The sequence below is a fragment of the Pseudomonas protegens genome (genome assembly GCF_003732485.1).
Taxonomy (GTDB): domain Bacteria; phylum Pseudomonadota; class Gammaproteobacteria; order Pseudomonadales; family Pseudomonadaceae; genus Aquipseudomonas; species Aquipseudomonas protegens_B.
This window is the reverse complement of record NZ_MOAK01000074.1, coordinates 5,105-19,430: the sequence shown is the minus strand read 5'-3', so window position 1 is coordinate 19,430 and position 14,326 is coordinate 5,105. Positions and strand designations below refer to the sequence as shown.

Here is a 14,326-nt window from a genome sequence, read left to right as displayed (position 1 = left end):
GATCGGAGTAAGTCCATGACCGATGTTGTCGCCCATGACGCCGAGCTGGATGCCAGCGGGCTGAACTGCCCGCTGCCGCTGCTCAAGGCCAAGATGGAACTCAATCGCCTGGCCAGTGGTGCGGTGCTCAAGGTCATTGCCACCGATGCCGGGTCCCAGCGTGACTTTCGTACCTTCGCTCGTCTGGCCGGTCATACCCTGTTGCGCGAAGAGGACGAGGCCGGGGTCTATCGTTACTGGCTGAAAAAGGCCTGACGGCCATTCACCGCTTTCATCTAAGGATCATTGATGTTCAAAGTGCTACGTGACTGGATACAGCGCTACTTCTCGGATGAAGAGGCGGTGGTGCTTGCTGTCCTGCTGTTCCTGGCCTTTACCGCTGTCCTGACCTTGGGCGGGATGCTGGCGCCAGTACTGGCCGGCATGGTCCTGGCTTACCTGATGCAGGGGCTGGTGGTGAGCCTGGAGCGCCTGCGTCTTCCCGGTGGGGCAGCGGTGGGACTGGTGTTCGCCCTGTTCATGGGGCTGCTGCTGGTGTTCATCCTGGTGGTGGTGCCGTTGCTCTGGCACCAGTTCGTCACCCTGTTCAACGAGTTGCCGGGCATGCTCGCCAAGTGGCAGTCGCTGTTGCTGCTGTTGCCCGAGCGCTATCCGCACCTGGTGTCGGACGAGCAGGTACTGCAGGCCATCGAGGTGGCTCGGGGCGAGATCGGCAAGTTCGGGCAGTGGGCGCTGACTTTCTCCCTGTCCAGCCTGCCCTTGCTGGTGAACATCATGATCTACCTGGTGCTGGTGCCGATCCTGGTGTTCTTCTTCCTCAAGGACCGGGCGATGATCAGCCGCTGGGTCATCGGCTACCTGCCTCAGGAGCGGACCCTGATTACCCGGGTCGCCCATGAAATGAACCGGCAGATCGCCAACTACATCCGCGGCAAAGTCATCGAGATTGTCATCTGTGGAGGTGTGACCTACATCGCCTTCGTTGCGCTGGGCCTCAACTATGCGGCCCTGCTGGCGCTGCTGGTGGGCATCTCGGTGGTGGTGCCTTATGTCGGCGCTGTAGTGGTAACGGTGCCGGTGGCGCTGATTGCACTGTTCCAGTGGGGCTGGAGCGACCAGTTCATTTATCTGATGGCGGTCTACGGGATCATCCAGACCCTGGATGGCAACGTGCTGGTACCGCTGCTGTTCTCCGGCGCGGTGAACCTGCATCCGGTAGCCATCATCTGTGCGGTGCTGCTGTTTGGCGGGTTGTGGGGCTTCTGGGGGATTTTCTTTGCGATTCCCCTGGCCACCCTGTTCAAGGCTGTACTGGATGCCTGGCCGAGGAAGGATCCGGTGGTGGCGCCTTTACTCTAGATAACGCGGGGCGGCTGATTCAGCCGCCCCGTTGGTTTCAGGCCTTGTTCAGTGCCTGGGCTGCTGCCAGGACAGCGTCGACGTGCCCCGGAACCTTGACCCCGCGCCATTCCTGGCGCAGTACGCCGTCCTTGTCGATCAGGAAGGTGCTGCGGTCCACGCCCAGGTATTCCTTGCCATAGAGCTTCTTCAACTTGATCACGTCGAACAGCTGGCAGACGGCTTCGTCCTTGTCGCTGATCAGCTCGAAGGGGAACTCCTGCTTGCATTTGAAGTTCTCGTGGGACTTCAGGCTGTCGCGGGAGATACCGAAGATCTCGGTGTTGGCGGCCTGGAAGGCGGGGTATTGATCACGAAAGCCCTGGCCCTCGGTGGTGCAGCCCGGGGTGCTGTCCTTGGGGTAGAAGTAGATCACTACTTGCTTGCCCTTGAGGCCGGACAGGCTGACGGTCTGGCCGCTGGTGGCAGGGGCTTGGAAATCGGCAATAGGTTGATCGATAGCAACGGCCATGGGGCTTCCTTACATAGGGTTCTGTGGGCGCCAGGGTTCGATCAGCGCATCGAGGTTCATGGCATCGGCAAAATCCAGGAACTGGTCGCGCAACCAGCTGATCTGGGTGCCGGCGGGCAGGGTCACGGTAAAGGTGGCGTTGAGCATGGTGCCGCCGGTTTGCGGAGCCTGGTAGGTATCGCAGGTGAGGTTTTCCAGCTCGACATGGTGGTCGATGAAGAACTGGCACAGCTCATTGACGATGTCAGAGCGGTACGCCGCGCTGACGTAGGCGACATAAGGCAAGGCCTGGGGGCGGCTTTCCAGGGCGGCGCTGCGCACCACGTTGACCGTGAAGGCGTGCTTCTTGGCCAGGGATGGCAGGCTGCTTTCCAGGCGCGCCAGGGCGTCCCAGCTGCCGGAAATCTCCAGCACCAGGGCGCTGCACTCGCCATGTCGGGTCAGGCGCGAGGTCACTACGGCGCAGCGGTTTTCATGGCTGGCGCGGCACAGGACGTTGGTCAGCTCCATGGGGTTGGCGCCGAGGGCACTGATGACAAGGAATTGTTCGCGAACTGTGGGGGTGGACATGCAGCATTCCTAAAGCGATGAGCGGTCGATACATTTGACAAGCAAGCGCCGGGCAAGCGCTGCAAGCGGATCTTCTGGGCCTTGAACCGCAAGCCGGCGACAGGCTCCGAAACTCCCGGAACACAGGCAGGCGACGCAGGAATGGGGCTTTATGGATCCAGCAGGCAGGCGATAACCCGGTTTACACGCTTATCGGTAGCGATCAAAGCCTGAAGGGTAGCGAAAACCATCGCTCAGGGGAATGCTCACGGCGCGGGACTTCGCTTGTGCAAGGAACTTGGCGCCAGTACCATTACCGCTCTCTTTTTCCGGCAGGAGCGGTTGCATGATTGCGGGCAGTATGGTGGCACTGGTCACACCCATGGATGCACAGGGAAATCTCGACTGGGACAGCCTGAGCAAACTGGTGGACTTCCACCTGCAAGAGGGCACCAACGCCATCGTGGCGGTCGGCACCACAGGTGAGTCGGCCACACTGGATGTCAACGAGCACATCGAAGTGATTCGTCGAGTGGTAACCCAGGTTGCAGGGCGTATCCCGGTGATTGCCGGTACCGGCGCCAACTCGACGCGTGAAGCGATCGAACTGACCACCAACGCGAAGATCGCCGGCGCCGACGCATGCCTGCTGGTGACCCCGTACTACAACAAGCCGACCCAGGAAGGCCTGTATCAGCATTTCCGCGCCATTGCCGAGGCCGTGGATATCCCGCAGATCCTTTACAACGTTCCAGGCCGCACCGCATGCGACATGCAGGCCGAGACCGTGATCCGCCTGTCCAGCGTAAAAAACATCATCGGGATCAAGGAAGCCACCGGCGACCTGCAGCGCGCCAAGGCCATCCTGGCCGGCGTGCCCGACGATTTCCTGGTGTACTCCGGCGATGACGCCACCGCCGTCGAGCTGATCCTGCTGGGCGGCAAGGGCAATATTTCGGTGACCGCCAACGTAGCGCCTCGGGCCATGAGCCAGATGTGCGCCGCAGCCATGGCCGGCGATGCCGCCAAGGCCCGCGAGATCCACGAAACCCTGATGCCGCTGAACAAGACTCTGTTCATCGAATCCAACCCTATTCCCGTGAAATGGGCCCTGCACGAAATGGGCTTGATGCCGGACGGTATCCGTCTGCCGCTCACCTGGCTCAGTGCCGCCTGTCACGAACCGCTGCGGCAGGCCATGCGCCAGTCCGGCGTCTTGGTTTAATTGAGGAAGTACAACGCATGAAGCGAATGGCCGGACTTTCCGCACTTGCCTTGATTATCTCCAGCACCAGTGGCTGCGGTTGGATCTGGGGCCCGGAAGGCTACTTCCGTGACCGGGGTAGCGATTACCTGCAAGCGCAACAAACAGCACCCATGCAACTGCCGCCGGATGTCCAGACCGCCAAGCGTCTGGATCCGTTGCTGCCGATCCCGCGCAACGTGGCTGACGACAACGTCAAGGGCGAGTACCAAGTGCCTCGTCCGCAGCCGCTGTCGGCCGTTGCCGATGCCAGCGACTACACCCTGCAGAAGAGCGGAGATTCGCGCTGGGTCATGGCCCAGCATCCGCCGGCCGAAGTCTGGCCAGTGGCGGTGCAGTTCTTCCAGGACAACGGTTTCCGCCTGGATCAGCAGCGTCCGCAAACCGGCGAGTTCAGCACCAGTTGGCAGCGTTCCGACGAGCTTTCCACTGCCGTGGCCAAGCGCCTGAGCAGCGCCGGTGTCTCCGCCGACAGCGAAACCCGTGTGCGGGTCCGTATCGAGCCGGGCGTGCAGCGCAATACCAGTGAAGTCTACGTAGTCAGTGCCGAGCGTCCCGCCGGCAGCACCGCTGATGTGGAGTTCACCAATCGTTCGGTCAACACTGGCCTGGACGCCGCGCTGGTGGACGATATGCTGGCCAGCATGAGCCGTACCTCCGAGAAGGGCGGTTCGGTTTCGCTGCTGGCGGCTCGCGATTTCGATACCCCGAGCCGGGTCAGCCTCAGCGAAGACGGCAGCGGCAACCCGGTGCTGAACCTGGGCGCCGACCTCGATCGCGCCTGGTCCAGCGTCGGCCGCGCCCTGGAGCAGGGCGAGTGGCGGGTTGAGGACATCAACCGCAGCCTGGGCCTGTACTACATCAACCTGGCGGAAAAAGCCGAGAAGAAGAACGACGAGCCGGGCTTCTTCGGCAAGTTGTTCGGCAGCAAGCCGGCCAAGGAAGAGATCGAAGCCCGTGCCGAGCGCTATCAGGTCCGCCTGAGCAAGGTGGGCGACAACGTCCAGGTCACGGTCGAGAAGAACATCAACACCGTGGCGCCGGCCGATGTAGCGCGCAAAGTGTTGGGCGTGATTCAGGACAACCTGGGCTGATCCGATGCGTTTTGCCGTTCTCGGCAGTGGTAGCCAAGGGAATGGCACGCTGATCGCCAGTGCCGACACTTACATCCTGGTGGATTGTGGTTTCTCCCTGCGGGAAACCGAGCGGCGCCTGCTGCGCCTGGGAGTTCATCCCTCGCAGTTGAGCGCCATCCTGGTGACCCACGAACATGCCGACCACGTGCATGGCGTGGGTTTGCTGTCTCGGCGCTACAATTTACCGGTCTACCTCAGCCAGGGCACTTTGCGCGGGATGCGCAAGCCGGTGGAGGCTGCGGGTTTTGTCCGCGGTGGCGAGCAACTGCAGATCGGCGCCTTGTGCATTGATGTGATTGCCGTCGCTCACGACGCCCAGGAACCTACGCAGTTCGTCTTCAGCGACGGTCAGCGGCGTTTTGGCCTGCTGACCGACCTGGGCTCCTACTGTGCCGGCGTACTGGAAGGCTATCGTGGCCTGGATGCCTTGATGATTGAGGCCAACCATTGCCGGGACCTGCTGGCGCGCGGTTATTACCCGTACTTTCTCAAGCAGCGGGTCGGCGGCGACGAAGGGCATTTGAACAACCATCAGGCCGCAAGCCTGGTGGCCGAATTGGGATGGCAGGACCTGCAGCATCTGGTCCTTGCTCATCTGAGCAGCAAGAACAACCTGCCGCAGCTGGCCCGGCAATGTTTTGTCGACACCCTCGGGTGCGACCCGGACTGGCTGCAACTGGCCGATCAAGATTCAGGGCTCGACTGGCGCCACATCGCCTAGCCCACCTACTTAGCAAGCGGAGCCCATCATGGAAAAACGTGAAGAACTCTACCGCGGCAAAGCCAAATCGGTTTACAAGACCGACGACGCCGACCGCTTGATCCTGCTGTTTCGCAACGACACCTCGGCGTTCGACGGCAAGCGCATCGAGCAGTTGGACCGCAAGGGGATGGTGAACAACAAGTTCAACGCCTTCATCATGCAGAAACTCGAAGCCGCCGGCGTGCCGACCCAGTTCGACAAACTGCTGGGCGACAACGAGTGCCTGGTGAAGAAGCTCGACATGATCCCGGTGGAGTGCGTGGTGCGTAACTACGCGGCCGGCAGCCTGGTCAAGCGCCTGGGCGTGGAAGAGGGCATGAAGCTCAATCCTTACACCTTCGAGCTGTTCCTCAAGGACGACGCCAAGGGCGACCCGTTCATCAACGAATCCCACGTTGTGGCATTCGGCTGGGGCACCGCCGAGCAACTGGCGCGCATGAAAGAGCTGTCGCTCAAGGTCAACGAAGTCCTGAGCAAGCTGTTCGATGACGCTGGTCTGCTGCTGGTGGACTTCAAGCTGGAGTTCGGTGTGTTCAGCGACGGCTCCATCGTCCTGGGCGACGAGTTCAGCCCGGACGGCTGCCGCCTATGGGACAAGGACACCAAGAAGAAGATGGACAAGGACCGCTTCCGCCAGGGCCTCGGTGACGTGATCGAAGCCTACGAAGAAGTGGCCCAGCGCCTCGGCGTACCGCTGTAATCGACGCAAGCATCTGATAGCACGGAAAAAATTTGCTCGGGGGGCTTCGCTTCGAGCAAAGGTGCTGTTATGATGCGCGCCGTTGGAGAGATGCCAGAGTGGCCGAATGGGACGGATTCGAAATCCGTTGTACCTTCACCGGTACCTAGGGTTCGAATCCCTATCTCTCCGCCATTATTGAACAAGACCAAGCCCCCGCAATCATTGAAGATTGCGGGGGCTTTTTCGTTTCTGTGGTATTTGTCAGGGCATTTTCAGGGCAAAAGATGCGGTATGCAGGGCCGCTCTAGGCGGCCCGGAAACCGAGCATTTTCACGATAACCACAGGATGCTGATCGCCCTGTCCGACAGGTCTTGCACCGGCAAGGAAGCCGTGCGGCCCTGAGTAACGCCTGCATCACCACCTACAAAACGCTGTGCCCAAGGACCCACGCTCACCCTTCGTGACCTCTGGGTGCGTATCGGTACTCCAGCCGTCACTACCCGAGGTTTCGGCGTGCGTGCGGGCTGCTTGCGCGACGTGCTGGATGCTCTGGAAAACGGCCACAGCGAGAAGGTCGCGCACCACGTGCGCGAACAGGTGGTGCAGCGCTGTCGCTGCCATCCTGTCTATCGTTGCCAAAGTTTGCTAGCACCGTTCAATACACCAACGGTCTCCAATTCGTGATCGGGGCGCTGGCTCAGATCCCGATAAAACTCCAGTGCCTCGCGGGGCCGGACTACGCTGGCAGTGTCGTTCATCTGCTACGTCTTTTATCGCACTCTTCCCTGAACTCCAGCTGTTGAAGCTGCAAATATAAGTATTCCAAGTTTATTCGGCACTTGCCTGGTTGGCAGTATGTTGACGGTTGTTCGTGGTTTACAAAAAAGTTAATTGCCCATGTCGGGAGTTTACTGACGGATCCTGTCCGTTATGTTGTAGGTGATTAGTGCTGATTTATGAGTTGTGGGAAATTTCCTGTTGCTCTATCGGAGCATTCCTTTAAATCAAGTCGGCGTGATCTTGATCCAAATCAATCGATGCTTCGGTATCGTTGCCGCTGCTGACAAACCTGGCTCGCTCTCATTATTAAAGTTGGTCGGTAGTGATAGAGGTCAGCAGTATTAATAAACTCGCAGTAAAAGTGGGTGAGTCTGTTTCTCCTATGGTAGCGGCATGATTTGTCGATCTCTTTAGGTGAAAGGATTTTTGACTCTTGTCCCCTTATGAGCCATTTGAAAAAGGAAATTAGATGAAACATAAGACTCTCCTCTCCATTGCAACTTCCGGCTTGATGCTGGCAGCGTTGGTCCCAACTTTTGCCCAGGCTACTGATGGTATCGTCAAGTTCAGTGGTAGCATCTCCGACGTTACTTGCGAGATTAACGGCAAGGCACCTGGAGAAAGTAACGAATTCAACCTCGAGCTCGGTAACTTCGCGCCTACAGTTTTCGAGAAGGTTGGAGATACCACCACTCTGAAAGATTTCAACCTGGTTCTCACAGGCGACGGCTGCACTTCCGGTAAAAAGGTCTCTATTGAGTTCGATCAACTCGGAAACGTCGATCCTGCTTCTGGCAACCTCAAGCTGATCGGCAGCAAACCGGCAACGGGTGTACAGATCCAGATCTATAACGCCGACGGCGCCGAGCCAAAGAAAATTTTCTTGGGTCAAGCCGAGGCATCTCCGCAAATCGCCTCGATCGTGGATAAGACAGCGACCCTGAAATACAAGGCTGCTTATGTCTCGACGGTACACCCGGTGGGTGCAGGTACGGGTATTTCCTACATCCGCTACACCCTGGCCTATCAGTAATAGTCGTTAGTTATTAAGGGGCTGGTCATGACGCCGACAGCGCGTGTTGTAAATCTACTCGTTATCGGCGTCATGTTCCTGGGGTTGTCCTCGGGGGTCGCGTATGCCGGGATAATCCTGCAAGGCACGCGGCTGGTTTATCCCGAAGATGCCCGGGAAGTTACATTGAAAATAAGTAACTCCGGCTCTTCTGTTCTTTTGGCGCAAAGTTGGGTCGATGAGGGGGATGCCAGCAAATCCCCTGAGGAGATCAAGGTGCCTTTCTTTCTGGCTCCGGCCGTCAGTCGGCTGGAGTCCGGAGGTTCTGCAGTGTTGCGGCTGTCTTATTCAAGAGAACCGCTGCCAAAAGATCGTGAGTCTTTGTTCTGGCTGAATGTACTGGAAACGCCTCCGCGCCAGAAAGGTGATGAGAACGTACTGCAGTTTGCATTCAGAACACGCATCAAGATTTTTTTTCGTCCTCAGAACTTGCCGGGTAATGTCGACTCCGCTGGCGAAAAACTAAAGTGGGAGTTGAGTCGGTCTGGCGGTTCGAAGTCACCGGTTATTAAAGTAGTTAATCCAACACCGTATTACATCTCTTTCGGTAGCATGGAAGTTGATCTTGCAGGCCGCCGCTTCGATTTGAAGCCAGGTATGGTCGCGCCCTTTGGGCAAGAGTCTTTTGTCTGGCCGGCTAAGGCCCCGGTAACTCCGGCAAAGGCTTCTATTCACTATGAAGTCATTAACGATTTCGGTGGCCGAGGCTCGTTGGAGAAGCCGTTGCTTTAGTTGGAGTTCTCATTCGGCGTAGTTCGAATCCAGGGATTTGGCTTTTGTGGGAGTGTAAGGGACCTCGTTATGTTGAGTATTCAGTGCCGTCGGCACGAATTACCGAGGCGCCCATTTTTCTTGTATGAGTGGGGCTTCGCCCCGATTGCGCAGTCACTTTGTTTAGCGGTCGTGCTGATGGGCGGTTCAATGGCGGTGGTGGGCGAAGGGCGTACTGCGTCCGAGGCGGAAGAGGACCTTGATAAGGCTTCCAGCCTGGAAGTGCTGTTCGACAGCGATATGTTGTTCCAAGGCAAGGGAGCGCCCATTGACACTTCGCGTTTTGAGCGCCTGGGTTATGTTGCGCCGGGCAAGTACCTGCTTGATCTGGTAGTGAGTGGTCAGTGGCGAGCACTGCAGGAAATCGAGTTCCGCGCCAGCGATGAGTCGCAAAACAGCGAGCCCTGCTTCGATCGTTCGTTGTTGCAGAAGTTGGGGATCGATCTGCAGAAGGCCGATGCGGCGTTGGGCGCCGGTGTTTCCCATCCACTGATGGGCGAGGGGCTGTTCTGCGGCGACCTGGGCACTTACATCTCCAGGGCAGCCACCCATGTCAAAATTGCGGAGCAGAAGATCGAGCTGTCCGTGCCGCAGATGTTCCTGCAGCAGAACCTGTCGAAAACCTACGTTGATCCGTCGAACTGGGACACAGGGATTGTCTCGGGCTTACTGAATTACAACACCAGCCTGTTCAGTTCGCAGAGTGCCGGGCAACGCCGCACCAATGGCTTTGTCGGCCTCAACATGGGCTTGAACCTTGGTGCTGTACGTTTGCGCCACAGCGGCACCGCAACCTGGTCGCCGGACGCTGGCAGCAACTATCAACCTGGCTATATCTATGGCGAGACCGATCTTCCGGCCTGGCGCTCGCAATTGCTGGTGGGTGAAAGCACCACCGATTCCGACCTGTTCGATGCGGTGTCGTTTCGTGGCGTTCGAGTGGCCAGTGATTCGCGCATGCTTCCCGATACTCTGCGCTCCTACGCGCCGCAGGTACGGGGCACGGCCAACTCCAATGCCAAGGTGTCGGTGTATCAGCGTGGATACCTGATCCACGAGACGACGGTTGCTCCTGGGCCGTTCGAAATTTCCGATTTACAGGCTGCCAGCTTTGGCGGGGATCTGGAGGTGACGGTCACCGAGGCCGATGGCCAGGCCAGCCACTTCACTGTGCCTTTTGCCACCACTGTGCAATTGCTGCGCCCGGGCACTTCCCGCTACAGCCTGACCGCAGGCCAGGTGAATGATCCGGGGCTGGGTGGCAGTAAGCAGTATGTGGCCCAGGGCACCATGCACTATGGGCTGGATAACCAGGTGACCGGTTACGTCGGCACCTCATTCACCGGCAGTTACATGTCCGCCCTGATCGGCAGTGCGTTGAATACCTCCGTGGGGGCCTTTGGTCTCGACCTGACTCAGGCCAGAACCGAGATACCCCGGGACGGCAGCATGCAGGGGACCAGCCTGCGTCTTTCCTACAGCAAGAATCTGCCCCTCAGTGGTACTCAATTTTCCTTGTTGGCGTATCGCTACTCCACTCGAGGCTACCTGGGCTTACATGACGCCGTTGCCCTGCAGGATTACGTCGAGCGTGGTGACAGCGCCGAGTCGTTCGCGCGGGTGCGTGACCGCCTGGATGTGAACATCAACCAGCAATTGAGCGATTCTGGCGGCCAGGTCTATGTCACCGGCTCCAGCCTCAAATACTGGAATCGTAAGGGCCAGACCCTGAATTTCTCTCTGGGCTACAGCAATCAGTGGCGCGGTAACAGCTACTCGTTCACGGCCCAGCGCATGCGCGCCTCAAGCTCCGGGACAGCGTCCGGGCCAGGGGCGGACAACACCTTTTTCAGTTTCAGTCTGTCGGTGCCCCTGGGGCGTGACGGAAAACGTGGGACAACAATCAACTCCTATGCCAGCCATGACCGCAACTCCGGTGCGCACTACACCAGCGGCATTTCCGGATCACTGGATGAGCGTGGAGATGTCACGTATGCCGTGTCGGCCTCCCAGGATCAGCGCCAGCGAGAAACATCAGGCAACGCCAGCCTGAACTATTACCTGCCAGAGATTTCTCTGAGCTCGAGCTTTTCCCAGGGCAGCGACTATCGCCAACAGTCCCTGGGGGCTTCGGGGGGCATGATTCTCCATTCGGGGGGGCTGACGTTCTCACAGACCCTGAGTGAGACCACGGGGCTGGTGTATGCCCCAAATGCTCAGGGCGCCAATGTCGGCCCCGGCAGAGCTCAGGTCAATCGGTATGGATATGCCGTGGTAACCAGTCTGAGCCCCTATCAATTGAATACCGTGGATATCGACCCGAGTGGTATCCCCGACGACGTCGAGTTGCAGCTCAGTTCACGTAACGTCGCCCCTGTGGCGGGCTCGGTGGTGATGCTTGCTTATCCGACCCGCAAGGCCAGGGCCTTCCTGGTCGATAGCCAGCAGCCCAATGGCCAGCAATTGCCGTTTGCCGCGATGGCGACCGATGCACAGAGTGGTGCCGAGCTGGGTGCCGTGGGGCAAGGCAGCCGCCTGGTGCTGCGGTCCGAGCAGGACCAGGGAACGATCCGGGTGGAGTGGGGCGGTGAGGCTGATGAGCAGTGCCTGATCGACTATCAGTTGCCGCCCCGTGACTCGGTGTCAACCGCCTATGTCCTGCTCCAGCGACCCTGTCGGGCAACCCCTGCCAGTTCCGTAGAGGAGCGGCTCTGATGGGCTATCGAGACGGACGTGGCATCGCCTGTTCCATGCGCGGTTGCCGTCGGCTGCTACTGGGGATGCTGGCTTTGTGCAGCGGCTGGGCGCAGGCCGACTTGTCGATTGTCGGTACGCGGTTTATCTATCCCGCCGGCAAGCCGGCCATCAGCATTCGGGTCGGCAATATCGGCCGGGCGCCGATCCTGTTGCAGGCCTGGCTGGACAAGGGCAATCCCGAGGCCGATCCCAGTGCGTTGGTGGTGCCGTTCGTACTGTCGCCGCCGATATCCCGGCTCGAGCCTCGGCAGAACGCAGCACTGGTCCTGCGCTACAGCGGCGAGCCGCTGCCCGGCGATCGTGAGTCGGTGTTCTGGATCAACTTTCTTGAAGTACCGCCCCTGGCGGCCGCGAAGGACAACCTGTTGCGGCTGGCATCGCGGATGCGCATGAAGCTGCTGTACCGCCCCCAGGGCTTGCCCGGCAAGGCTGACGAAGCGGTCCGCCAATTGCGCTGGCGCCTTACGGCGCCGGGGCAGGCTGGCGCTGCGCTGCTGGCCGGCAACCCGACCCCGTACTACGTGTCCTTCGCCGAGGTGGCGCTGGGCAGCGGCAATCGATCAATCACATTGCAGGGAATCACCGTGGAGCCCTTCGGCTCGGCGCGGATCGCCCTGCCCGATATGCAGGGAATTACCCCGGATCAGGCGGTGGTTCATTACCAAGTGGCAACTGACAGCGGGGAGACGCTGAGTGGAAGTGCGCGAATACAAGATTGAAGTTGCCTTGGACAAGACTTCGAACAACCCACTTGCTGGTCGTCCTGGACGGCCCCGGCTGCGTTTGTCCAGGGGCTGCCTGAGCTTGCTGTTGATGCTGCCCGGGGTGGCGGCCGCCGCGCTGCCCAACGCCGGGCAGGCGATGCGTGACATTGAGGCCACGCAACCGGCCTTGCCGGAGCCGCCGGCGCCGGAACTGGACCTGCCGGCGAAGCCGCCGAGCGCCCCTGCCCAGGCTCCGGATACCTCCGGCATCCGCCTGCAGGTCAACGATTTCGTGATCGTCGGCAATCAGGTGTTCAGCAACGAGACGCTGCAGGCCGAGCTGGCGGACCTCAAGGGTCAGGAGCTGGATCTGAACCAGCTGCGCGCGGCTGCCGAGCGCCTGACCACCTATTACCAGAACCAGGGCTACATGCTGGCCCGGGCCTTCCTGCCGGCCCAGGACATCGAGGACGGCGTGGTGCGTATCGAGGTCATGGAAGGCCGTTACGGCCGTATTCAAGTGAACAACCAGTCCCGGGCTCTGAACTCGGTGATCAGCGGCCCCCTGTCGTCGCTGCAAAGCGATACCGCAGTGCGCAGTGACGATCTTGAGCGCAGCCTGCTGCTGTTGAGCGACCTTCCCGGAGTTCGGGTCAAGGGCACCCTGAGTGCCGGTGAGCAGCGGGGTACCACCGATCTGCTGATCAATGCGCAGCCCGGGCCCTGGGCCAGTGGCACCCTGGAAGCCGACAACTTCGGCGGCTACTACACCGGCGAATACCGCCTGGGGGGCAGCCTCAACCTCAACAACCCGTTGCGTCTGGGCGACCAGCTCAACCTGCGGGTGCTGGGCAGCGATGAGGATCAGCGCTACTACCGCGCCGCCTACAAACTCCCGGTAGGCCCCTGGTCCACCAGCCTGGGCGTGGCCTATTCGCGGATGAACTACGAGTTGGGCCGGGACTTCGAGCTGCTGGAGGCCCACGGCCAGGCCAGCATCGGCAGTGTCTTCATCACTCAACCGCTGATCCGCAGCCGCACCTTCGATCTCAGCGCTCAGTTGCAGTACGAGGACAAACGGCTGCGGGACGACATGGACCTGTTCGAAATCAGCAGCCAGAAGCATGTGGAACTCTGGAGCCTGAGCCTCAACGGCAACTCCCAGGACACCGTGCTCGGCGGCGGGCAGAACTTCTTCTACCTCACCTACGGCAGTGGCCGGTTGAGCATCGACGATCCGATGGACCAGTGGCGCGACCACTTCACGGCCGGCACCAACGGTGGCTTTCAGAAACTCAACCTGAATGCTGCGCGCCTGCAGTACCTGAGCCCGCGCTTTCAGCTCTACGGCCAGTTCAACGGTCAATGGTCTTCGACCAACCTGGATAGCTCGGAAAAATTCAGCATCGGTGGACCCTTCGATGTGCGCGCCTATCCCCAAGGCACCAGCAGTGGCGACCAGGGCTGGCAAGCGAGCCTGGAGCTGCGCTTCCTCCTGGCCCCGCGTTGGCAGCTCAAGGCGTTTGTCGACCACGGCGCGGTGCAGATCAACAAACGCCCCTGGATTCACGATGAGAACCGCCGCCAGCTTTCGGGCGCCGGTGTGGGCGCCAGTTGGAGCGGTCCTTCGCAACAGATCAGCGTGACCAGTGCCTGGGCCCTGGACAACAACCAGGAAGGCAGCGGTCCCGAGCGTACGCCGAGGATCTGGGCAAGCGCGACTCAGTATTTCTGAAGGCGTGTGAGCGCTTCGGATGTAGTGCCGCCCGCAAAAGTTGCAGGGCGTTAATCAGTAAAATAAGGAGTCAACGTGAATAAGGTTTATGCATTGGTATGGAACCAGGCCCAGGGCTGCTGGAGTGTGGCCGACGAAGGGGCGCGACGCCGTCGGCGTTCCGGAACCCGCAAAGGCCTGGTGGTGATGGTTGCCGGGTTGCTGGGCATAGGCGCTTTGCCTATGGCGTTCGCGTTGCCGAC

At 59.9% G+C, this 14,326-nt stretch carries 14 protein-coding genes, 1 tRNA gene and 2 pseudogenes; 14 read left to right on the top strand and 3 right to left on the bottom strand.

The window, feature by feature from the left end; genetic code table 11:
* The first annotated feature begins 15 nt into the window (after positions 1-15).
* Complete coding sequence (locus tag BLX41_RS19870; RefSeq protein ID WP_011059792.1) at positions 16-255, top strand: sulfurtransferase TusA family protein; 240 nt, start codon at positions 16-18, stop codon at positions 253-255.
* A 33-nt stretch (positions 256-288) separates the two neighbouring features.
* Entirely contained in the window at positions 289-1,359 is a 1,071-nt protein-coding gene (locus tag BLX41_RS19865; protein ID WP_123726266.1) for an AI-2E family transporter, read from the top strand.
* Between the two features lie 37 nt (positions 1,360-1,396).
* Here BLX41_RS19865 and BLX41_RS19860 read toward each other — a convergent pair whose 3' ends face one another.
* Complete coding sequence (locus BLX41_RS19860; protein ID WP_123726265.1) at positions 1,397-1,870, bottom strand: peroxiredoxin; 474 nt, start codon at positions 1,868-1,870, stop codon at positions 1,397-1,399.
* A 9-nt stretch (positions 1,871-1,879) separates the two neighbouring features.
* A complete protein-coding gene (locus BLX41_RS19855; RefSeq protein ID WP_102861605.1) occupies positions 1,880-2,440 on the bottom strand; it encodes a glycine cleavage system transcriptional repressor in 561 nt (186 codons plus the stop codon).
* Between the two features lie 325 nt (positions 2,441-2,765).
* Between BLX41_RS19855 and dapA the strand changes: the two genes are divergently transcribed.
* The 6 genes and pseudogenes from dapA to BLX41_RS35815 all read left to right on the top strand — a co-directional run.
* Complete coding sequence (gene dapA, locus BLX41_RS19850; protein WP_123726264.1) at positions 2,766-3,644, top strand: 4-hydroxy-tetrahydrodipicolinate synthase; 879 nt, start codon at positions 2,766-2,768, stop codon at positions 3,642-3,644.
* 17 nt (positions 3,645-3,661) lie between these two features.
* Positions 3,662-4,777, top strand: coding sequence for an outer membrane protein assembly factor BamC (gene bamC / locus BLX41_RS19845; protein WP_123726263.1), 1,116 nt, complete (start codon positions 3,662-3,664; stop codon positions 4,775-4,777).
* Between the two features lie 4 nt (positions 4,778-4,781).
* Positions 4,782-5,540, top strand: coding sequence for an MBL fold metallo-hydrolase (locus BLX41_RS19840; protein WP_123726262.1), 759 nt, complete (start codon positions 4,782-4,784; stop codon positions 5,538-5,540).
* A gap of 28 nt (positions 5,541-5,568) precedes the next feature.
* Positions 5,569-6,282: a phosphoribosylaminoimidazolesuccinocarboxamide synthase gene (gene purC, locus BLX41_RS19835; protein ID WP_011059799.1), complete on the top strand. Its 714-nt coding sequence runs from the start codon at positions 5,569-5,571 to the stop codon at positions 6,280-6,282.
* Positions 6,283-6,366: 84 nt separating this feature from the next.
* Positions 6,367-6,456 (top strand) — tRNA-Ser (locus BLX41_RS19830).
* Positions 6,457-6,598: 142 nt separating this feature from the next.
* A pseudogene (locus BLX41_RS35815) lies at positions 6,599-6,949 on the top strand (hypothetical protein); the annotation flags it as partial.
* On the opposite strand, the pseudogene BLX41_RS37560 reads toward BLX41_RS35815, so the two are convergent.
* Positions 6,901-7,005 (bottom strand): annotated as a pseudogene (locus BLX41_RS37560) (DUF932 domain-containing protein); the annotation flags it as partial. The pseudogenes BLX41_RS35815 and BLX41_RS37560 sit on opposite strands and share 49 nt — an antisense overlap.
* Before the next feature lie 509 nt (positions 7,006-7,514).
* On the opposite strand from BLX41_RS37560, the gene BLX41_RS19820 reads away from it, so the two are divergent.
* The 6 genes from BLX41_RS19820 to BLX41_RS35810 form a co-directional block, all read left to right on the top strand.
* The gene (locus tag BLX41_RS19820; RefSeq protein ID WP_123726261.1) at positions 7,515-8,078 is read left to right on the top strand and encodes a fimbrial protein; all 564 of its coding nucleotides are present in this window, start codon (positions 7,515-7,517) and stop codon (positions 8,076-8,078) included.
* Positions 8,079-8,105: 27 nt separating this feature from the next.
* Entirely contained in the window at positions 8,106-8,849 is a 744-nt protein-coding gene (locus BLX41_RS19815) for a fimbrial biogenesis chaperone (protein WP_123726260.1), read from the top strand.
* Between the two features lie 189 nt (positions 8,850-9,038).
* The gene (locus tag BLX41_RS19810; protein ID WP_123726259.1) at positions 9,039-11,603 is read left to right on the top strand and encodes a fimbria/pilus outer membrane usher protein; all 2,565 of its coding nucleotides are present in this window, start codon (positions 9,039-9,041) and stop codon (positions 11,601-11,603) included.
* Positions 11,603-12,364 (top strand): fimbria/pilus periplasmic chaperone, encoded by a 762-nt coding sequence (locus BLX41_RS19805; RefSeq protein ID WP_123726258.1) that lies wholly within the window; start codon positions 11,603-11,605, stop codon positions 12,362-12,364. The genes BLX41_RS19810 and BLX41_RS19805 overlap by 1 nt, the downstream gene beginning before the upstream one ends.
* Before the next feature lie 94 nt (positions 12,365-12,458).
* Positions 12,459-14,084 (top strand): ShlB/FhaC/HecB family hemolysin secretion/activation protein, encoded by a 1,626-nt coding sequence (locus BLX41_RS19800; protein ID WP_259745037.1) that lies wholly within the window; start codon positions 12,459-12,461, stop codon positions 14,082-14,084.
* 75 nt (positions 14,085-14,159) lie between these two features.
* Positions 14,160-14,326, top strand: a 167-nt coding sequence (locus BLX41_RS35810; protein WP_259745036.1) for an ESPR domain-containing protein, incomplete at its 3' end; no start/stop codon positions are given.